This window comes from Bdellovibrionota bacterium (assembly GCA_040386775.1).
Classification (GTDB): Bacteria; Bdellovibrionota; Bdellovibrionia; order Bdellovibrionales; family JAEYZS01; genus JAEYZS01.
Genome location: JAZKEU010000015.1, coordinates 44929 through 66583 on the forward strand (window position 1 = coordinate 44929; position 21655 = coordinate 66583).

Below are 21655 nucleotides of genomic sequence, written 5' to 3' on the forward strand. Positions count from 1 at the left end.
TAGGCACGTGAGTCTTCTACGTACCCACATCTTTTATTAGGTATGAGTAATTTTTTGAGACAAAACTTATAGTAATTCTCGGCCAATTAATGTTTGGAGGCTTAGAAATTCTCGATGAAAACCCAAGTCGATTCGGTTTGTTCTTTAATGTAGCTTTCGATCTCGTTAGGGTAGGGAGCTTTGCTACTTCCCATTTCTATGGCTACGGAAATCGTGTTTTTTGCCCAATAGTAGTAATCTGCGCTTGAACCTTTTGCGACGTAGATGACTTTGGAAATTGGTCCAAAAGTATAACCATTGGCAGCAGACATTTTCTTTGTGAGGTCATTAAAAATCTCTTTGTCTTTTTGGGGAACCGAATCATAAGTGAATGCCCAAGGATACATAGTGAGTTCGCCGTAGGCGTGGAAATCTAAAGTTCCCACAAAATTTCTAGAATTAAAAAAATTGATAAGCGCAGCAATACTAGCGGTTGATTTTGCATTTGGATTTTCCGGAGAAGGATACGATCTGTTCGGATCAACGCCTTTATCGTATCTTGCTCTTGCCACAAACCCATCGGCGTTTACCACCGGGATAAAATAAAGTTCATGGGAATTTATCATATTTGTGAGTCTCTGATCACTCCCGTATCCCGCCATCAATTTATCAATCAATCCTAGAGCCACTTCGGTTGTAATGATCTCATCTCCGTGAGTGGCAGCAGTGATCATCAACTCTGGTTCATCTTCATCCGCTTCAACATTATCTGAGATTTTTACCGCAAAGAGAGTTCTGCCATCAGCAGACTTTCCGTATTCTACAAATTGCACAAGTTCTGGTCTGTTGGATGCGAGGGTTTGAAGTTTTTCGATAATCTGATCATGGAGTTGATACTGCCTCAATAAATTGGTGAGAGAGAATATTTGTGAGCGCATTGTCAGTTTTCTTAATGGAGCAGAATAATCCATTTCGATCAATTTTGCAGCAGGAGCCAACGCCAAAAAGTTTTGAGCTTGATCTATGGGTACCAACACTTCGTATCCATTACTTAGTTTACGCACAACTTCGAATTGTTCCGCAATTTTCATCATCGATTCATCTTGAATGTTTGTAACGTGATAAGTTGAGAGTATAGGATCAGAGGATTGCACGCTATTGGTAGTTCCCGCGACCAAAAGACATCCCATAGCTATAGCAAAAATAAATTTTTTCATTTGATCCCCCCACGGATAGGGAGATGTATATCTTGAGATTTTATTGGAAGACAACAGGTATTAGTGGCGCTTTTTCTCTTGGTAGTAATCCCAGTCGCCGTTGTAGATATTCAGTTCACTTTTATCGAGTTCGAAAACTTTTGATGTAATTTCTCTTAAAAAATATCTGTCATGGCTTACAATTATTACAGTGCCTTGATAACGTCTGATTGCGTCTAAAAGCACTTCACGAGAAGAAATATCTAAGTGATTGGTAGGTTCATCAAGAATAAGAAGGTTTGTTGCTCTCGATAAAATTTTAGCAAGAACCACTCTGGATTTCTCACCGCCAGACAATATAGAAATTTTTTTGTCGGCTTCATCACCAGAAAATTTAAGTGCTCCAAGTAAGCTCTTCACATGGCCAACGCTTGCCGTAGGAATGTTTCCGTGAACTTCTTCTTGAACTGTATTCTTTGGGTTGAGTACGTCCAGGGCATTCTGCGAAAAATAACCAATCTCAGTGCTTGGTCCTACAGTCAACGAGCCATCAGTTTTTTCGGTGTGTCCCGATAAGATTTTGAGAAGTGTGGATTTACCAGCTCCGTTCACGCCGACAACAGCAATGCGATCCAAGCGTTTTACAAGAGCCGTAGCACCTTGAAATACTAATTTCTCTTTCCCGTCATGAGTTTGATAAACTTTTTTTAAATTTTCGAATTTCACCACTTCATCACCACCACGGGGACTTTGCGGCCATTCAAAATGAATGACTTGTTCTTCCGGTGGAATTTCGATGCGATCTATTTTTTCTAATTTTTTAACTCGCGATTGCACTTGAGCAGCGTGCGATGCGCGGGCGGCAAATCTTGCGATAAATTCTTCTTCTTTTGCCAGCATGTCATCTTGACGTCTTGCTTGAGCAATCAGTTGCTCTTTTCGGATATCACGGTCTTTTTCATAAAAATCATAGTTGCCGGTGTAGGTGGTGATGGTTTTATTTGCGACTTCAATGATTTTAGAAACGATTCGGTTCATAAAGTCACGATCATGGCTTGTCATAAGGAGTGCGCCCTTATAATTCACAATCCATTCTTCTAACCAAACGATCGACTCCAAGTCCAAATGGTTTGTCGGTTCATCCATCAAAAGCACATCTGGCTTTAGAACTAAAATTTTAGCTAGAGCAATTCTCATTTTCCACCCACCACTGAAGGTGGCAGTGTCGCGGGATTGGTCTTCGGGTGGAATTCCCAGTCCAGTGAGAACTTCGGCGGCTCGGGAATCCAAGTCATATCCTCCGAGGCGCTCAAATTCTGATTGAGCTTCTCCATATCTTTCTAAAACCTTCATCATCTCATCTTCACCCAGAGGTTCAGAGAGTTTGGCTTCCAATACTTTAAGTTCTTCTTGAAGTTTAGTAACAGGTCCAGCTGCGGACTTCACTTCGTTGATCACAGTGTTCCCGCGCATGTCTTCGATTTTTTGAGAGAAATATCCGATCACGCACTTTTCAGGTTTTGAGACGGCTCCGGTTTCAACACCTTCTTCGCCCATAATGATGCGAAAAATCGTAGTCTTACCGTTGCCATTAGGGCCAACTAAGCCTATTTTTTCGCCAGCGTTGATTTGAAACCCTGCATTTTTAAACAAAGTTTTTGAGCCATAATTTTTTGTAATTCCAGAGACGTGAATCATAGTGTGGGGATTCTTTCACAAAACTTCTTGATTCGCAATTCCAAATACAGCATTTTAGCGGTCCATGACTAAAGAAACTCTCAAAAAATACCATCAGGAATTAAAAAGTATTTTGGATAAACAACCCAAACCTCCCAGGGAAACCATTGCCTACATTGCGAGATACATTGGCGGTGTTGATCACGAAAAGCGAAAACCGGATGAACAGAGTCAATTGGTGTACTTGGGAGTTGGAACAGAAGCCAAAAGAGCTGCTGATAAAATTGGTTTTTCATTTTCAAAGCTATCTCAAGATGAGCAGGCAGAAATTTGGAATTACATCTGGTACAATTCAAATACGTTCGAAGAAAAATGGTATGCCTTAAACTTCTTCAATAAAAAATCCACATTGAAGGTGATTACCAAATATTGGGATCTTTTAAAAATTTGGGTGGCAGATGTCGACAATTGGGCGCACTCGGATACTTTATCTGGAATTTATGCGACAGTTTTAGAATCCGATCATAAAAAATATTTACCTTATTTTAGGAAACTCAATAAATCTAAAAATCCATGGGAGAGACGTCAATCGATTGTAGGGCTTTATTTTTACACTCGACTTCGTAAGAAAACTTTACCGGCAAAGATTGGTTTAGAGTTTGTAGAAAATCTCATCGACGATAAACACATTTATATTCAAAAGGGTGTAGGTTGGACCTTAAGGGAAATCTACCAAGTGGATGAGAATGCGCAATTGGCTTTTGTGAAGAAAAACATAAAAAGAATTGCCCCTGCCGCATACTATGCAACAGTTGAAAAGTATCCAGCAAAGTTAAAGGCAGAAGTAAAAATACTAAGGATGAAAAAATAATTATATAAATGAATTATTCCCTGTAACCAAATTCTTCAGCGGTTTTTTTGAGATAGATTTGGCAGAACTCATATTCACGTTCTTGTTGATCAATGGGCATGTTTTTAGTTGATGGCAAAACCTCATCTCGTATTTTAACTAAATTTCTCAAAACTTCATCATCTTTGAGTGCTCCTTTGATCAAAGCCTTCTTCAAGGCAGTCACGTCTTCGTATTGGATTTTCATTCTTTCATCTAGTTTTGATTCTTGTATTACGTCATAGATGATATTTTCAATAAATGGGACTGGTGAATCAGCAAAGGTCATTGTAATTCCCGAAAAATTAGCAAAAGCAAGGCATCGGCTTAAACTTGAAATCACGAGGATAAAGAAAAGCAATTTCATATGAAACCTCCTTTTACTTTTTAAATTACGACACTACTCTAAATATCACGATTGAAAAAGTGTAGGATACGAAAAACGAAAGTGTGCTGTTAAGAACATAGTTACTTATAAGAAAAATCACCAATCAATGGGTTGATAATCTTTTAAGAATTTACCGCACCAATGGTGGCCGGTCAAAATCCCATGCAGGAATGGATCGCAAACCCTCGCTGCGCCATCTACAATATCAAGAGGTGGTTGGAAATCATGTACCGTTTGTTTGTATTTAGCTAGAGTCGCGGGATCTTCGTCCGTGACCCAGCCGGTATCTACCGCATTCATAAAGATTCCGTCTTTTGCAAGATCGCTTGCAGACGTATGCGTGAGCATATTCAGAGCAGCCTTAGCCATATTCGTATGAGGATGTCGATCTTCTTTTTTAAAGCGATAGAATTTTCCTTCCATGGCAGTCACATTCACAATGTGTTTTTGTCCGGTGTTGTCTCTTCTCATGAGTGTCGCCAGTTTACTGCAGAGAACAAATGGGGCAATGGCGTTTACGAGTTGCACCTCGACCATCTCAGGAATATCAACGTCTGCAAGCTTTAATCTCCAGCTATTTGTAGTCCTGAGGTCAACCTGTTGAAGATCTTGATCGAGTTTTCCTTCTGGAAAAATTTCTTCCACTCTTAGAGAATGATCATAATTGTATGGAATCTGTGAAAGTTGGGCGGATGAGCTGATTCCAATTGCAGGTTTCATGGAGGCATTCCACGAAACGGGCATAGCGCCTGAGTTATCGTCTTTGGCAGTTAAGAGATTCAATTGAGCTTTACAGTTCTCATGACTTAAAAGTAAGTGTTGAGCTTCTTGAGGTAAGCCATCGAAAGGAGCGGTTTCTTTTTCCATGAGGTGAGCATAAAATCCTGGAGGGCGTCTTACGGTTTGAGCAGCGTTATTTATCAAAATATCGAGACGATCTAGGCTTTGTTCCATGTACCTCGCAAAAATCTCAACACTTGGTGTGTGACGCAAATCCAAGCCATAGATTTGCAGTCTATCTTTCCAAACAAAGTAATCTTCTTCTTTTGAAAATCGAATTGCTGCATCAACAGGAAATCTCGTAGTTACGATAACTCTTGCGCCAGATTTTAACATCATAAGCGCGCAATGGTATCCAATTTTGAGTCTCGCCCCGGTAATGATTGCCACTTGACCTGTGAGGTCTGCCATTTGGAATCTTTTTTGATAATTGTAGTCGCCGCAAGATTTGCACATTGTATCGTAGAAGAAGTGAAGAGTATTGAACTCAGCTTTGCAAACATAACAGTTGCGATAGTTTTCTAGAATTTTTTCTTCTGTTTGAGAGCTTGTGATTTCCTTTAGAGAAAGCTTAGCAGGTGCTTCGAAAACTGTATTCTCGCGAGCTTTTCTGATTCCCGTTTCGGCGCGTGCCTTACGATCTTTTAAAACTTTTTTAAGTCGGAGTTCCTTAGAAATAGCTTTGTGACGAATTCTCTGTTCATCGCGCGTAGGTCTGGAGAGTTTTCCTGCAGCCATTAAAAGGCCTTCACGCTCTTCATGCGATAATTTTGCAAGCTTTGCTGCATCTTGATTGAGGCTATTGATAGCTTCAATCATGCGCTTGATTTCTTCAGATGTAAGATTGTTTTGATCCACAGAAAAGCTTATAGCAAGGCATAAGGTTCGGGGTAAAGGATTTCTTGGATTTTGGTCAATTAAACAGGGCCGCACAAGTGGCGACGCGGGGATGACGTCTTGTGGAGTAAATTAAAGGGTTTGGCTGTACTATTTGGTGATAAACGCCAGCCAAGTTTTCAGCTAAATTCTTGGCCCATAAACCATTGAGGTAGGCTGAAGCTTTCCTAGCTTTTTTTATACCTATTTCCTCAGGCGTTATAGGGTTCTTCTCTCGTTCCACTATATCAGCAATTTTTTCAATCAGAATGATCAATTGCCCTATAGAATTGGGCGTCCCATCAACATTTAGCAATCCATGTTTCTTGAGCACTGCTTCGTCATATTGTTTAGCATAAAAGTTAAGTTCTTGAATGAGAGCTTTAATTTTTTTTGAGTTTACTGAGTCATATTTATTTTGGCCAAAAAAATTATAAAGACGATCGGCAAAGGGAAGCTTATTTTTATAACCCAAATCCCTTAGGTCCTCTACGGAAGCTAGTTTTTCATAATCATGCATCCTGAGTTTTTCTATCAAAACATGCTCTGGAACATTTTTGAAGTGAGTTTCTTTATATTCATTATAAAGGTACATACCTAAAGTATAAACATTTTGGGCGTGAGTCTGCGTATGGACCTTAAAGTCCTCTAGATTTTTAACATGTCTAATGTCTTCCTTGCTTTTCAAGGCAATTAACGAAAAAGAAATAAATATCAGACATGTGTATAAAGACTTATTGTTAAAATGCGTTTTATTTATTCTCATTCCTCTAGGGTATATATAAAGCAATAAGTGGACCGCTCTATCTCAATTCGAGAAGGACCGTTAATTTTTGCAGCAATTTGGCAACAATGATGACGTTTTACGCTGACAGAAGAAAAGCATCTGCACACTTTCAAAAGCAATAGGTTCTTAATTAAAAATATTGATTGCTTAAAGTGCTTTTAATTTGCTTTGGGTCTTGGATCGCATCTGGCATAACACCTAAGAGTAGGCTGTGATAACTATTAAGAATATGGACTTGGCCAAATAAGGAATTAGTATATGAAATTTTTAAATTTTATTTTAGTAATGAGTATAGTAGCTGTCTCCCTAGCCCCAAAAAAAGCTGTTGCTGATGAGTCTATAAGAGTTAAGCTTTTTCAAAGTTTAAAAAGCTCAAGGAACACGGTAGAAAGAGAAATAAGTAAAGGAAAAAATTCAGTTGTTATTTCTGAAGGCATTATTAATTACAATATAACACCCAAACACAAAATTAAGGTCAATCTCGAATTTGTAGGAGATGGAATGGCAAAATGGATTGATGCGCGACTGGTTGTATATTTAAATAATGATAATGGTGGAATGATTTTAGATGTAAACAATATTTTATCTCCAGAAACTAAAATTGCTTCCAAAACTACATATAAAAGCAATAACGAAGTCATAACAAAAATGTACATTCCAATTAATATATTTTCACCTGAAGGAATGGCGATCCGACTGGGAGCTTTGGCGGCTTACGCTAAAAATGGTAAGTTAGGTAGCCTACATCTCACGCGAGACCATGTTGAGTAAATGTAAGTTTTTAATATTTATATTTCTTTTTTACCCGAATTATACATTCGGCTCAGAACAGGTTCTAGGGTGTAAAGGATTATTTTCCACGAGTCATGCAGAGAGAATTTCTCTTAATCTTTCTCAGGTGGCTTCTCTGCGGAATTTCAGTTTCTATGGGGCTGAGATGGATAAAACTATGCAGGAAAAGCTTTCCCTTATACTGCCATGGCTTCCTTCGGCTGGGCGTCCAGAAATCGTGGATGTGGGAACGGGAACAGGAAATCTTGCGGGAGCCGTTGCCAAGATGTACCCGCATGCTCAAGTGATAGGGATAGATTTATCCCCGGAAATGATTGAAATCGCCAAAACTCAAAATAATTTTCAGAATTTAACTTTTCGTTTAGTTGCAGCTCATACACCTTTTTCTAAGGAATCCAGTGCGGCTATATATAGTTCGATACTTCATGAGATCTATTCGTACAGCGGAGATTCTTTAGAAGCTGTAAGATCTGCATTGAGCGTGGCAAACCAGAGTTTAATGAAAGGTGGCAGAATAATCATCAGAGATTTCATTCAGCCGAGCAATGGCGACAAGGTCGTTATTTTGGTTCATAACAAATCAGATATGGTGCCTGAAAATACTTTCCAAAATTTTGCGCAAAATTTTGGAAGAAAAGTTCCTTTCAAGGTCATAGCGGAAACAGCGGACTCCATTTCTTACGAAACAAATTTAGCTTCTGCTTATGAATATATTTTTAGAAAAGACTACCATGCCAACTGGGATGTTGAACTCAATGAAAAGTATGGATTTTGGACAAGAGAAGAGGCATTATCGTTGCTTCAAGGTTCAGGATTTAGAATACTAAAATATGAAGAATTAGACAATGCGTGGATTTTAGCTAATAGAATTGAAGGCAAAGTCAAAATAATAGATCCGGCGACCAAAGAGGATATTCCAATCCCAAAATATCAAACCATTATCGCGGCCGAAAAAAAATAGCGCAAGCTAGTTAGGTTAACTGTTGCGTGTTCGACTCTACAAATATTTAGTGCGTCGTGTAAACTTGTGGTTCAATTCATTAGACAGTAGAACTGTCCTTAAGATATTTTTTAGATTCATTAATTACAACCACAACATTCCGGGGGGAATATGAAAATACTTTTAATCGCGCTTACATTACTTACATCACAGGTTTCATTTGCGAGTGAGTGCATTCTTCAGCAAGCAATTAGAAATTTTAATGTTATTGATTCGTACACGGTTGAAATCGATGCCGGCACTAAAGACTATGTGGTCCATGTGAATTATTGCAATGAACTTGAGTGGTCGCACAAAATTGGTTTTGATACATTTGGAAGTTCAAGAGTTTGTCGTGGAGACAGATTGCTAGTTTTAGATACTTTTTCTAACCAAGTAAAACAAAGCTGCCTTATCAATTCTATCGAAAGAGTAAAGTAATCCAAAAAGCAATCAAGGAGCTCTTGGTATCCTTACCAAGAGCCCCCAGATTTTCCCCCTAAAACACCAAAGAACCCTGACCCTTATTTTCTTGGGACATTTCGTAGAATCTACGTCCCTTATCAATGAAAAACCATATCGGCTTTCTGAATAATGTTATAAATGAATAAATTGACAATGTCTATAACAAATAGACAGTTTTATTGTCATAATGACATTTTACGTGTCACAATGTAATTTTTAGTCAAAATCGACAAAAAAAGTCGAAGTTATAGAGATTATAGATTGGGTGGCATCTTGTAATCTTCAATGGCTATGGCATTTCTACTCATAAAAAGGGAAAATGACCTCAGAGGTTGTGCTGGGATTTAGTTTATTGAATCCTATGTTGGTCTCGTGTTTGCTCCCTTTTATATAAATTTAGTTTTTCCTTAAAAATTAAACCAAGGAGTTTTTATGCAAGATACTTTTATAGCGCCAATGACGGGCAAGATACCAAGAGACTATGAAGCCAATCCCGATGTTAACTTTATGAATGAAAACAAAAGCAATTATCTCAATAAAATTCTAAGAGGAGAAATCAGCGCAGTGGAGGCCTATGAGCAGGTGATTCCTACTTTCAAAGACAAGACAGATCGTCTTCGACTTACAGAAATCAGAGACGAACACGATAGGATTGTAATAAAACTTAAAGCTCTAGTAGAGCATTCCATGTTTGCCGCAGATGAAAGCTCAGGTTCCTGGGGAACTATTGTGACAACAATTGTAGGAGCTGCAAAGTTGGTGAGCAATACGATCTCACTAGTTACATTGATGGAAGGCGAGGAGCATGGATTGAGGCTCTACAAAGAAGCCTTAGAGTACAATCTTACAGAGGAAGAGCATGAACTCATCGTTGAAGATATTATGCCACTATTACAAAAGCATATCGCGAGTCTGGAATATATGATCAAGCATCAGAATGATAGCATAGTTCATAAAGAGTGAGCGAAGAATTATTTTTGGCCGCAAAAGCAGGTACGTGCAATTTTTGAAATTTAGCGAATAAAAAAGGCTGTGAGTTTTTACGGCCTTTTTTATTATTTTATAAGCTATTGAATTTACTTAATAAAAATACCAAGGTCCAGATCTAAAAATTATTTTTAAAAAATACTTGAAGTACGGTAAATGTACGGTTACTTTGTGAGTACGAGGTTTGTACGGTATGAAGAACTTAACAGAGAATCAGAAAAATGTTTTAGACTTTCTTAAGAAATACCAAGAACGGTATGGTTTTCCTCCCACTTATGAGGTCATCGCCAAGCATTTTGGGTTCTCTGGTAAGTCTTCAGTACAACATTACATTGATGCACTTATTGCGAAAGGGTACTTAACGAAAGAGAGGTATTTATCACATGGCCTAGTCCTTCATGAAGAAGGAAATCTAATTCCCCTATTAGGTAAAGTGGCAGCCGGTGCTCCATTAGAGCATATAAAATATAACGAACGCATTGAAGTACCCTTAGCAATGCTAAAAGGACCCGGCTCCTACTTTGCGCTTCAAGTTTCTGGTCAATCAATGATTGGCGAAGGAATCTTGGATGGCGATTATGTGATAATACGCGAACAAGAGACCGCTAATAACGGAGATATTGTTGTCGCTGAACTTGATTACGAAGCGACTATTAAAAAGTTTTTTAAAAAGAAAAACAGAGTGGAACTTCATTCTGCGAATCCAGAATTTAAACCCATCTTAGTAGAGGACGGAATACCTTTTAAGATTTCCGGAATCTACTTAGGATTAATCAGGTACTAACAGATGATTAAAAAGCAAGTTTGGTTTTCTCAAGCACAGAGAATTCTCTTAGTAGTCTTACTTTTAAAAATACTTGTTCTGTTGGGTGCCTAAAAATATTCACTAATTGAATAGAATTTTAATGATGGCTTGAAAAATCAGCATAAGGAATAGGTGTACCTAAAATGAAGAAACCTTTCCTAAATACGCCCGGTAGATCTGCATTGCAGAATGAGAACGGACGATTTGAAAAACAAACACACGAATTGGATCTTTCTCACTTTGAGTGGGTGGATCCGGAGGATGTATTAACTTTAAAAACAAAGTTTTATGAAGATCAGGCAAGATCTATCGTTACGAGTAATGAGAGCCCAGATTTAGGATTTACGTATACGTTGAATTCATATCGCGGTTGCGAACATGGGTGTGCTTACTGTTACGCAAGACCTACGCATGAGTATCTTGGATATTCCGCAGGTTTAGACTTCGAGTCTAAGATCTTTGTAAAAATGAATGCTCCTGAATTATTACGGGAGAAATTTATGTCGAAGAGCTGGAAGCCAGAACCCATTTTTATAAGTGGGATCACGGACTGCTACCAGCCCATCGAAAGAAAACTAGAACTCACAAGGAGGTGTTTAGAGATATTTAATGAGTTCAATAATCCGTTGTTCATCGTGACTAAAAATCATCTGGTAACTCGGGACATAGATATATTGAGCGAGCTTGCAAAAAAGAAATTAGTAAGTGTGACTCTTTCCATCACTACGTTAGACGTCGAACTTGCTAGAAAATTAGAACCAAGAACTTCATCACCCCCGGCAAAGCTGGAGGCTATAAAGCTTCTGGCGGAGGCGGGGATTCCCACTGGTGTGAATGTGGCTCCCACCATCCCAGGTCTTACTGATCACGAAATGCCAAAAATCTTGGAGGCGGCAGCACATGCCGGAGCCACTCGAGCAGGTTTTGTGGTCTTAAGACTCCCTCATTCTGTTAAGGATATTTTTGTAGAATGGATTAAATCTAATTATCCAGAAAAAGCAGATAGGGTAATTAACTATATTAAAGAAATGCGTGGCGGAAAACTCTATGACTCTAGTTATGAAACACGTATGAGTGGGGTAGGCGAAAAAGCACAAAGTATAGCGAATGTCTTTGAGGTTTTTACGAAAAGATACAATTTAAATTTAACATCCTCAAAATTAACTACGAAACTCTTTAAACGTCCAAGTCACCAATTAGAACTCCTTTAATTATTCTATGAGCTTCTCTAACTTCTTTCGTAGAATTTCGGCATCAACAGGTTTTATGATGTAGTCATTTGCACCTGAAGCAACAATCTCTTCGACTTCGTATTTATCATTTACTCCTGATACCATAATGATTTTTGATTTTTCTGTATAAGGATTTGTTTTCAAATACATTAAAAGTTTTTTTCCATCAACTCTTGGCATCTTCACATCAATAAAAATAAAATCTATTTGTCCATCTGTGGCAATGATATTGTCCCGCTTGAACAACGCTAGGCTTCCATCTTCAGCCTCATGAATGTATTTGATACCGATTTTTTTAAGAATTTGTTTGAGAACTATGCGGTCAACTTCATTGTCATCAACTATCAGTGCTACTTTTTTATTCCATGTGATCACTTTTAGCTCCTAGCTTACAACTTTAAGTTTTTTTAACTCTATTATTGCTTCGATGTATGATTTTTCGAGATCATCTAATTTTTGCCTCATTACCAGTTCGTTTTTGGCTAATGCTTTTTCCTCAATGAAGGAACAAATTTCTACCATCGATATAATACCTAAATGGCTGCATGTTGATTTTAATCGATGTGCGCGATCAGAAAGATCCTGATAATTGGAATGGTTAAGCAGGTTTTTCATATCAGAAAGATCGGTTGGAAAAGTTTTAATTAAAATTTGGACAATTTCCTGGAGAAGATCTCCGTCGTCATCGCTTAGAGCTTTTATCTTTTGGAGGGCCGTGGGATTAATCTCTACGGGTTCTGTTTTTATATTTTGCTTACTTGTCCATTCGCCGATTTTTCCTAGAAGTTTGTCAAATGGCATAGGTTTGGAGAGATAATCGTTCATTCCAGCGGCGAGACACTTTTCTTTTTCGCCTTTAATAACGCTTGCTGTGGCTGCGATGATTGGAATGTTGGGTTGATTTTTTCCTTTGCGAATTATTTTTGTTGCTTCGTAACCATCAATTATAGGCATATGACAATCCATTAAAATCAAATCAAAAACTTCTTTTGCTAGAAGGTCTATGACGTCTTGGCCATTACTTACGATCTTGTACTTGCAATTCATTTTAGACAGCAAATTTGCAATAACTTTTTGGTTTACGATATTATCTTCAGCAACTAACACGTAAGGTTGATTTTTGAGATCGAAGGGTTTGTCTTGAAGAATATTTGCTTGTTCAATTCTGCAAATCGAAGCATCAAAAGGTATCTCAAACCAAAACTTAGAACCTTTCCCCGGAACACTACTCACATCGATTTTTCCATTCATCATTTGAACGAGCAATCTACAAATAGATAAGCCCAGGCCTGTGCCTCCAAATTTTCTTGTAGTTGTACTGTCTGCTTGTGAAAATGCACTGAAAAGTTTTGCTTTAATGGTTTCATCAAAACCTACGCCCTGATCTATAACTTCAAAATGCACAATGGCTAAAGAGTCTTTGGTTTCCTTTAATTTTACATTTATGTTGATAAGACCCTTGTGCGAAAACTTAATAGCGTTTCCGACAAGGTTTAAAATAATTTGCCTTAATCTTAGAGAATCACCTAGAACCAATTCAGGAATACTATCATCATAAGAAATTTTAAGTTCTAAATGTTTGTGCTTTGCGGAGTATTCCATACTTTTGGAAGCAGAAAGAATAAGTTGCTTGATTTCAAATGGCGTAATATCTAATTCTAGTTTTCCAGCTTCGATCTTAGACAAATCCAATATGTCATTGATGAGGGCTAATAAAGCTTCAGAAGATTGTTGTAGAGTTTGCATGAAATCTTTTTGCTCAGCTGTAAGACTTGTTTTTTGCATAAGCTCGATCATTCCATAAATACCATTCATGGGCGTTCTAATTTCATGGCTCATATTTGCCAAAAAATCAGACTTCATTTGGGAAGCTTCAATAGCTTTCTGTTTTAAGTCTCGGAGTTGTCTTTGAATTACGCGTTTTTTTCGAATGTCATAATACATATTAGAGCAAGCAATAAACATAAGAGCCAAAATTAAAAAAAGTCCGACATACATTGTAGTGTCTAGAAATCTGGCTGTTTCTCTAGCGTTTAAACTTCTTTCATCCAAAAGCCTGGTTTCAAGTTCTTCGATCTTGGCCATTTGTAATCGAATTTGGTCCATGATCTGCTTGCCTTCGCCGCTTTGAACTCTTTTTCGCGCAACCTCTACTTTTCCGCTTCGAACTTGCTCAATGACACTGGACAAGAAATTCATTTCTTTGCTTATTAAATTTTGAAGTTCTGGAAGTAGCGCTTGTTGGTAGGGATTGTCTTTGGTTTTTTCTCTTAGAATTTCAAGATAGATTTTGATTTTTTCTTCCGAATCTTTATAAGGATCTAAAAATTCTTCCTTCTGAGCAATAGCATAGCCACGCTCAGCAGTTTCTGCATTCACGAGAAAAAATTTTAATTCATAAATTGTATTGATCACATCTTTACTGTGGTCTCTCCAGGCCGATTCTTCTTGAAAGAGATGAGAGGTTTTAAATAACACTAGCCCTGTAGCAACTAAAACTATAAAGCCCGCTACGATTGAGAAAACGGTAACGCTCTTTTTTCTAAATATATTTATCATAGTATTAAATTGTTACAAAATTTATTTCATCGGACAAGTTTTAGAAGTGCCCTTCTTGAGAAAATTCAAAAGGTCCAGGTATATTAATCGCCCTCGAATGTCACCTTAGGGAAGAATAAATAGTTAAAGTAATACGTTAACAATCTCTTTAAGGCTTTACGGGGTAAAATTTGAGGAAAGAATTACCTTAAACTATGATTTTTCAGAGAGCTCTAGATCTATTCAAAACTCCATGCTAATCTAATCTGAAAAGGTAACAATGAAAAAAGCAGTCCTAGTCGGAATCCAACTTCCCAGCATGTCAGATCATGATCTTCAAAGCTCCCTTCAGGAGCTTTCGAGGCTTGTTAACACTTTAGGTTATGAAGTGGTGGGGCAACTCACGCAAAAAAGATCCTCAGAACGTGGGGGAACTGTAGTTGGAGAAGGTAAGCTTAAAGAACTTGCTAAATGGACTGGGGGAAATGGAACAGTTGCTTCCATGGCCGTTCGCAAATTATCAAAAGCTGCTTTAAAATTTGACAAAAATAAACCTGAAGAAGAAGTTGAAGAAGAAACAGCAGAAGAGGTTTCGGTTGAGCTTGAAGAAGCAGAAATTCTCGAAGAATCAACAGCCCAAACTCAACAACCGGTTCAAGAAGCTGATGTTGTAATCTTCGATATGGATTTAACTCCATCCCAACTTAGAAATTTAGAAAGTGCATTAGGAAAATCTGTTATCGATAGAACGGGCGTGATCATCGAGATTTTTTCTCGTCACGCAAGAACAAAGGCGGCGAGACTTCAAGTTGAGATTGCAAGACTTGCATATCTTACTCCAAGAATTCGAGAAGCGGGTGTCGGTGATGGCAGAGGAGGCGGCGGGACCAGCGGTCGTGGCGGCGGTGAATCAGCCCTAGAACTAGATAAAAGAAATATTAGAGACCGAATCAAAGAATTAAAAAATGAATTGGCGGCCATTGGTCAAGAGCACTTGACAAGAAGGTCAAGACGCCAACAGGAAATTTCTGTGGCTCTAGTAGGTTACACCAATGCCGGAAAATCATCTCTGATGAGAGCAATGACGGGCAGCGAAGTTTTAATTGCTGATAAATTATTTGCGACTTTGGATACAACAATTCGTCCTATGTTTCCAGAATCTCGTCCCAAGATTTTAATTTCGGATACAGTTGGATTTATTAAAAAGCTTCCCCATGACTTGGTGGCGTCTTTTAAATCAACGCTAGATGAGGCTTTAAGTGCTTCGTTACTATTGTTCGTGGTGGACAGCGCTGACCCTTCTTTTAGATCACAATTAGAAGTGACTAAGAAGGTTTTAGGTGAAGTTGGCGCAACGGATGTTCCTCATCTTTTAGTTTTAAATAAACAAGATAAACTTAAAGACTACGAAAAAGAAGAGCTCCAAAAAGAGTTTCCCGATGCATTCCTACTCAGCACAAGATCAAAAGAGGATCTCACTGCTTTAAGAGAAAAAATCTTAAGTTATTTTGAAGAAGATATGGTGGACGAAGAAATCTTAGTCCCATATTTTGCAAAAGGAATCATTGGAGAAATCAGATCTCGTATGCGCGTTTTATCAGAAAAATACGACGAAAACGGAGCAAAGCTTCTAGTGAGAGCAACCCCAGAAAATCTAAAAAAAATCAAAGGCCAAATCACAACCGCAATCCGCCGCCAATAACCAAAAGGTACCCCGCACCTTTCGGTGGCGCAACTGCTAACAGGGCACCCATTTTGCTAAGTAAATACCGTTACTAATATGACGGGTATGGGGTTCTAATTCATGAATATTATATATATTTTAGCGATAATTTTTACGTTCATTGCTCAAGGTTCATTTGCTCAAAGCGAGTCGTCAGTTAAAAACGACGATTGGTTTGGTATCAAAGGACGTGTAAGGGCGGTGGATCGTTGGGAAGAAAAATCCAATGATATGCAACACACCGTGCGTGGACAGATTAGAGTCGATGGCTGGGTAAAGCTTGATAAAGCAGGTTGCGTAAAATTAAATGCCCGTCTTACGAGTGGTCAGAACTACAATAGCGAATGGCTAATCACAAATTTGGCTGATGGATCAGAAGCCTATGATATCAATCTCAGAAGACTCTACGTGGATTACTCATGTATCAATGAAAAAGTAATACTCCAAGCCGGAGCAATGCCGGTAATGACAAATGGAAGACTGGGTCTTACAGATTACGGTTGGGTTGATGGTGTTAGAGTTATTATCGAAGATAAGAATAGAACTTGGTATCTTTCGGTAGGTGAAATTAGCGATTTAAAAACTCCAAATGTATTCAAAAGAAAGCACGAAGGCATTAATTATCTTCAAGCTGAAGTGAATCAAAAATTTGGAAAAGGAAACTCATTATTCGTAAATGTTTCAGAATACGAAGACACATTGTATTCTAGAGCAGGTTTAAAGTATGCGATGAATGAGTACTTTAAATGGCTTAGAGTTGTATCGCTGGAATCTGTCGCGGCCGAAGCTTTACTTTCGGGTGATGAAAAAATTGGTTCGCATTTTGAATCTTTATTCAAAAGAGGAGAGTGGAGTTTTATTGTTATTTATGCTGATATCCATCCAAACCCATCTGACATTGATAAACTCAATTTATTAGTTAAAAACTCATACGGATATGGTAAGAACTATTACTTCGAACCGAGTCGCACATTTGGAAAAAATGATAACTGGATTTTTGGAATGCGTATCAGAGATGGGGACGCTGGACTTTTAGTTGAAACGCAGTTCACAAGGAATTTTAAAGTAAATTAATATGACAGAATCAATTGCATTAGAACCAACAGTTAAATTAGGCGAGTTCGCACTTCTCAAAGTTGTAGCAGTAGAAGAAGTTGGTGCATTTTTAGATTGGGGAATGCCCAAGGACCTTTTCTTGCCTTACGCTGAACAAACTGAAGATCTTAAGTCTGGCGATGAAATAATTATTTATACTTATCTCGATAAAGCAGAAAGAGTTGCAGCTTCTATGAGGCTTAATCGCAATAAGGCCACGTTTCCAATGTCCTACAAGGCTGGGGATATAGTTGATCTTTTGATCGCAGCACGCACAGATCTTGGCTTTAAAGCAATTATTGATAGCAAGCACATTGGCGTTCTTTTTAAGAACGAAGTCTTTCAAGAGCTTAGTTATGGACAAAAAATCAAAGGTTACATCAAAGCATTAAGACCTGACGGAAAAGTAGATTTAAGTCTTCAATCGGGAACAACGGGTCACAAAGCAGCTGCAGGAATTGATGAGAAGATTTTAGAATTACTAAATGCCAAAGAAGGTTTTTTGCCAATTCACGATAAAACTCCATCGGAATACATTCATGGATTATTTGGAGTAAGTAAAAAGAAATATAAAATTGCTTTGGGTGCTCTTTACAAAAAAAGATTGATCACAATCTCTGATGATGGAATTAGACTCATTAAGAAGTGATTTGTGATTTCGCTTTTTTCCAAGATTTCTTTAAATCCTTACTAAATCCTGTAGTTTTATTTTCATAAAAATTCGACTCATAGCTTTTTACAAATTCTTTTGAAAATGGTCTAAGTGTCTGAAATTTTCCAGAGAGTCTTTCTAAATATTTTTCGGGAGATTCATCTTTAGACCTAGGTAATCCTTTTTTATTTCCAAAGGTAAATATTTCTCGAAGTAAAACCTGATATTCATTTGTATTTTCATATTTATTTAATAGCCACTGAGAAATAATTTTTACTGAAATTAGAAGAGAAATAAATCCCAGCAATATCCATCCTAGATTCTGTCTAATACTTTGAATAAGGTCTTTTTGATATTCTTTATCAAAATCGATTAGGAAAGCCATCCAAGTATAATTGATGTTTTCGACCCACGCGAGAACGCTCTCATACATCTTTTGAAAGTTTTTTTGAGTATCAGTTCTTGAAGCAAGAGCATCCTCAAAGAATTGTTCTGCACCCAGTTCAATCCTCATGGGCGTAACTAGTGCTGTCGGGTCAATTCTTTGCCAGCGGTTCTCTAGATAAACTTCTACCCAAGCATGAGCATCTTTTGTAGAGATTCTCCAGAAGTCACCGAAGCTATTCCATGCACCGCCTTGAAAGCCCACGATCACGCGAGCCGGGATTCCCATCGCACGAGCAAGCGTTGCATAACCACCTGCAAAGTGTTCGCAGAAACCTTCCTTGCGATCAAAGAGAAATTCTTCCAATTCATTTTCGCCATAAACTCCAGGGTTCAATGTATATTTGAATTTAGAAGAGACAAAGAAATTATTGAGAGCTTTGATTCTATCAGATTCAAGTTTAGATTTATTTTGATCCACGAAGCTTTGAACTTTTGATGAAAGTTCCGGGACTTGCAGGTCCTGTGCGCCAGGCCTTGTCGTGTCAAATGCCCCAAAAGTTGAAATTCCTCGATAGAGAAAAGTTTTTTCTAAAGAAAGATTGGATCTAAAAATAGATCCTTCTAATGACCTTACAAAAAAAGTTTCTCCATTTATTGAATTAGGAGTTTCTAAAGCAAATATATAAGTTTGATTCCCTGGTTCTAAGTAGACGTCATATTTTATTCTTCTAGTATTTTCGCTGGAAATAATATTTTTATTATTAGAAGAATTTCTATCCCCTTCAATTTTCCAACTGAGTCCTTCAGACTTATTGAGTACAGCGCCTCTCCAATAAAGTTGATTAGGTCTTGGCGTAAAATTAAAAAACTTTGTTCTAAAGACTAAAACATTAGTCTGAACAAGCTCTGATGTTGTGCCAGGAGAAAGTTGCTCTGAAAATCCAGTTTTACTTTGAGGACGAGAATTTTTCTTGGCCCAAGGCAGAATTACTCTTGGAAATAAAAAGAAAAGGACTACGGTCATTGGAATAGATAGGACAAAAATTCTCGATATGAATTGGAAAGGCTTTTTTTGGCTAGGACTTAGCATAGATAACCAAAGCCCAAAGAATCCTATGAATAAAAAGGGTGTCCAATACAAATCTAAACTGAAAAGAGGTTTCATTGCTAAAAGCATGAAGCCTAGAATCACTAGATATTTATGGTCTCTTTGATTTTCATAATCAACAATCTTGAGTGCTGTTAATCCCATAATCAGTGTCGTAGAAGCTTCTTGTCCTAAAAAAGTTCGAAACTGTGCGTAGATCAAAGCCAAGAGTAAAATACTTAAAGCCGTAGTGATTCTTCTTGAAATTATAGGGAAGTTTTTAGTTTCAGATAAAATTTTATAGCCAATAAGTAGGCCAGAAAAAAGCGATATCCATATGGGTGAATCAAAAGCGATCATTGCCAGGAGCAGTATAAGTGAAAACGATAAATACTTTTGAGAGGAGAACTTCATACCTCTTCCTCATTCAAAAGGGCGAGGAGCTTCATGCAATCTCTATAATGAATAAGTCCTTTTCCCGAATCAATTTTTTTATTATTGAGATGGAGAGCGTATTGATGTCCATTCGTTTCGCAATTATGTACCCAAACAGCCAGCTGTGAAACTCGATCCTCAAAATTATTAAGTGTCGCTGTCTGTTCCCAAAAAAAATCATAAGAATGATCTTGGTTACTTTCATAGTTTTTAATTAAAACTTCTTGGTGCTTGCTCGATTGAAGCCAATTTATTCTGCGTATTGGATCCCCAGGAGAATAAACTTTGTGATCTCTGAAAAGACCTTGCTCTCCTAGTGCATTCGAACTTTTTTCACGCACAGGGAATTCGTGGGATCCTTTGAGAGCAGGGTAAACTAAAATTTGTTCATTACTTCTAAAGTATCTCCAAGTTCTTAACATTTGAAAAGGGTAGTGGCTTTCGATTAAAAAGCGTGGAAGATTTTGATAACCACGCTTCAAAGGTGTGAATGAAACTTGAGTGATGCTGTCTCTAAGGGCCTCGATTTCTGGGACAATGGTTTTTTCTTTTTTTGGATCATTTTGATATGTTATTTCGAAATCATATCTTGAAATATCAGATTTGTTATTGAGCGTAACACCAATCTTGTTTTCTTGTTCTGCAAATACATGCTGAACAGTTACATCAGTTATAAAAGTGAACTGCATATTGCGATTAGCGATGTACATAGAGGTGACAGCAAAAGAGATAAGTAAAAAAACAAAGATTCCCAAAAGGTTATTGGCATAACCCAAGGCAAACATAAGAAGCATCAAAACGATCAAGCCAAAGGCTATTCCAAAACCTGTAGGAATAATATAAGGCTTCTTCTTTTTATTTTGGAATAGCTTAGATTGGGACTGAAGTTTCTCTAAGTAGTTCTTTAGCCCATTCTCGACCAGATTTTCGGCCATGATTTCCTCCCAAGCGGTGACTTAAAACTGAGATCGCCACAGCCTGAATATCCTCGGGTTTTAAATAATTTCTACCTTCAATGAACGCCCAGGCTTTGCCGGCCTTGATGAGGGCAATTCCAGCTCTTGTAGAGAGAGGAACCGAGCCGTTTTTGAGACCTCTAGACTTATCGAGTAGATCACTCACATAAATAGCAATGATTTCTGAAACAGTAACGTCAGAAACTTGTTTTTTAAATTGCACAAACTGAGCACTGGATAGAATCGAATTCAAAGTTGTGATTTTATCTCTAGAATCCTTAGATCTGAAAAGTTCGATTTCGGTTTTTTTGGAAGCATAATTCAATTCTAAACTCATAAGAAACCGATCCAGCTGACTTTCTGGCAAAGGAAAAGTTCCCATCTGCTGATGAGGATTTTGAGTTGCAATAACAAAGAATGGTTCCGGTAGAGGCCAGTTCTTTCCATCTAAAGAGATTTGATTTTCTTCCATGGCTTGAAGCAGAGCTCCTTGCGTTCTAGGACTAGCTCTATTCAATTCATCAGCTAAAACCATCTGAGTAAAAAGTGGTCCTTGGTGAAATTCAAATTTATGATCACGAGAATTGTAAACCTGACCACCCAAGATATCGGCAGGCAGAAGATCGACAGTGAATTGAATTCTCTTGGTTTCAAGACCAGAGAGCTTTGCAAGAGTTTGTACAAGCGTAGTTTTACCAACACCAGGAACATCCTCAATCAAGAGATGTCCTCCAGAGAGCAAACAGGTTACTGCCAGTTTAATTTCTTGGGACTTATCGAGAACGATATTAGATGTTTCATTGATGAGTTTTTCAAATACAGGTTGCATCTGATATTTATAATCTGAATTTCAATATGATTGAACCTATTTTTAGAGATATTCCTAGGCTTTCGCCTTGCTTCAGCGTCTTTACAAGCCACATCAATAATCCGATGAATGTTATGGATAT

Annotated in this window: 20 protein-coding genes; 10 read left to right on the plus strand and 10 right to left on the minus strand. The window is 37.8% G+C overall.

Annotated features, from left to right (window positions below; translation table 11 throughout):
* Window positions 1-101: 101 nt before the first annotated feature.
* Window positions 102-1196 carry a M14 family zinc carboxypeptidase gene (locus tag V4596_08985; protein ID MES2769268.1) on the minus strand — a complete coding sequence of 365 codons (1095 nt, stop codon included), beginning with the start codon at window positions 1194-1196 and terminating at the stop codon, window positions 102-104.
* A 60-nt stretch (window positions 1197-1256) separates the two neighbouring features.
* Window positions 1257-2873, minus strand: a complete 1617-nt coding sequence (locus tag V4596_08990) for an ABC-F family ATP-binding cassette domain-containing protein (protein MES2769269.1) — start codon at window positions 2871-2873, stop codon at window positions 1257-1259.
* A 64-nt stretch (window positions 2874-2937) separates the two neighbouring features.
* Here V4596_08990 and V4596_08995 point away from each other — a divergent pair, with 64 nt between their 5' ends.
* A complete protein-coding gene (locus V4596_08995; protein MES2769270.1) occupies window positions 2938-3723 on the plus strand; it encodes a DNA alkylation repair protein in 786 nt (261 codons plus the stop codon).
* Window positions 3724-3736: 13 nt separating this feature from the next.
* Here V4596_08995 and V4596_09000 read toward each other — a convergent pair whose 3' ends face one another.
* From V4596_09000 to V4596_09010, 3 genes are all read right to left on the minus strand, one after another.
* Window positions 3737-4108 carry a hypothetical protein gene (locus tag V4596_09000; protein MES2769271.1) on the minus strand — a complete coding sequence of 124 codons (372 nt, stop codon included), beginning with the start codon at window positions 4106-4108 and terminating at the stop codon, window positions 3737-3739.
* Window positions 4109-4225: 117 nt separating this feature from the next.
* A complete protein-coding gene (locus tag V4596_09005; GenBank protein MES2769272.1) occupies window positions 4226-5728 on the minus strand; it encodes an SDR family oxidoreductase in 1503 nt (500 codons plus the stop codon).
* A gap of 94 nt (window positions 5729-5822) precedes the next feature.
* Window positions 5823-6551: a hypothetical protein gene (locus V4596_09010; protein MES2769273.1), complete on the minus strand. Its 729-nt coding sequence runs from the start codon at window positions 6549-6551 to the stop codon at window positions 5823-5825.
* A 279-nt stretch (window positions 6552-6830) separates the two neighbouring features.
* On the opposite strand from V4596_09010, the gene V4596_09015 reads away from it, so the two are divergent.
* The 6 genes from V4596_09015 (at window position 6831) to V4596_09040 (ending at window position 11811) form a co-directional block, all read left to right on the plus strand.
* A complete protein-coding gene (locus V4596_09015; protein MES2769274.1) occupies window positions 6831-7343 on the plus strand; it encodes a hypothetical protein in 513 nt (170 codons plus the stop codon).
* Between the two features lie 166 nt (window positions 7344-7509).
* Complete coding sequence (locus V4596_09020) at window positions 7510-8325, plus strand: methyltransferase domain-containing protein (protein ID MES2769275.1); 816 nt, start codon at window positions 7510-7512, stop codon at window positions 8323-8325.
* 150 nt (window positions 8326-8475) lie between these two features.
* Window positions 8476-8784, plus strand: coding sequence for a DUF6491 family protein (locus tag V4596_09025; protein MES2769276.1), 309 nt, complete (start codon window positions 8476-8478; stop codon window positions 8782-8784).
* Between the two features lie 456 nt (window positions 8785-9240).
* A complete protein-coding gene (locus V4596_09030) occupies window positions 9241-9771 on the plus strand; it encodes a ferritin-like domain-containing protein (GenBank protein ID MES2769277.1) in 531 nt (176 codons plus the stop codon).
* A 217-nt stretch (window positions 9772-9988) separates the two neighbouring features.
* Complete coding sequence (gene lexA, locus V4596_09035) at window positions 9989-10579, plus strand: transcriptional repressor LexA (protein MES2769278.1); 591 nt, start codon at window positions 9989-9991, stop codon at window positions 10577-10579.
* 164 nt (window positions 10580-10743) lie between these two features.
* The gene (locus V4596_09040) at window positions 10744-11811 is read left to right on the plus strand and encodes a PA0069 family radical SAM protein (GenBank protein ID MES2769279.1); all 1068 of its coding nucleotides are present in this window, start codon (window positions 10744-10746) and stop codon (window positions 11809-11811) included.
* Here the strand turns inward: V4596_09040 and V4596_09045 are convergent, their stop codons facing one another.
* Together V4596_09045 and V4596_09050 are read right to left on the minus strand one after the other, a co-directional pair.
* The gene (locus V4596_09045) at window positions 11812-12207 is read right to left on the minus strand and encodes a response regulator (GenBank protein MES2769280.1); all 396 of its coding nucleotides are present in this window, start codon (window positions 12205-12207) and stop codon (window positions 11812-11814) included.
* A gap of 9 nt (window positions 12208-12216) precedes the next feature.
* Window positions 12217-14391 carry a CHASE3 domain-containing protein gene (locus tag V4596_09050; GenBank protein MES2769281.1) on the minus strand — a complete coding sequence of 725 codons (2175 nt, stop codon included), beginning with the start codon at window positions 14389-14391 and terminating at the stop codon, window positions 12217-12219.
* Between the two features lie 259 nt (window positions 14392-14650).
* On the opposite strand from V4596_09050, the gene hflX reads away from it, so the two are divergent.
* The 3 genes from hflX (at window position 14651) to V4596_09065 (ending at window position 17837) form a co-directional block, all read left to right on the plus strand.
* Entirely contained in the window at window positions 14651-16072 is a 1422-nt protein-coding gene (gene hflX / locus V4596_09055) for a GTPase HflX (GenBank protein MES2769282.1), read from the plus strand.
* Between the two features lie 102 nt (window positions 16073-16174).
* Complete coding sequence (locus tag V4596_09060) at window positions 16175-17167, plus strand: hypothetical protein (protein ID MES2769283.1); 993 nt, start codon at window positions 16175-16177, stop codon at window positions 17165-17167.
* A 1-nt stretch (window position 17168) separates the two neighbouring features.
* Window positions 17169-17837 carry a S1-like domain-containing RNA-binding protein gene (locus tag V4596_09065; protein ID MES2769284.1) on the plus strand — a complete coding sequence of 223 codons (669 nt, stop codon included), beginning with the start codon at window positions 17169-17171 and terminating at the stop codon, window positions 17835-17837.
* On the opposite strand, the gene V4596_09070 is transcribed toward V4596_09065, so the two are convergent.
* From V4596_09070 to V4596_09080, 3 genes are read right to left on the minus strand one after another with little or no spacing between them, the layout of a single operon-like run.
* On the minus strand, window positions 17827-19728 hold the full coding sequence (locus V4596_09070) for a DUF3488 and transglutaminase-like domain-containing protein (protein ID MES2769285.1): 1902 nt from the start codon (window positions 19726-19728) through the stop codon (window positions 17827-17829). The two genes, V4596_09065 and V4596_09070, sit on opposite strands and share 11 nt — an antisense overlap.
* Window positions 19725-20684: a DUF58 domain-containing protein gene (locus V4596_09075; protein ID MES2769286.1), complete on the minus strand. Its 960-nt coding sequence runs from the start codon at window positions 20682-20684 to the stop codon at window positions 19725-19727. The genes V4596_09070 and V4596_09075 overlap by 4 nt, the downstream gene beginning before the upstream one ends.
* Window positions 20620-21534: an AAA family ATPase gene (locus V4596_09080; GenBank protein MES2769287.1), complete on the minus strand. Its 915-nt coding sequence runs from the start codon at window positions 21532-21534 to the stop codon at window positions 20620-20622. Before V4596_09080 ends, V4596_09075 begins: the two co-directional genes overlap by 65 nt.
* Window positions 21535-21655 lie beyond the last annotated feature (121 nt).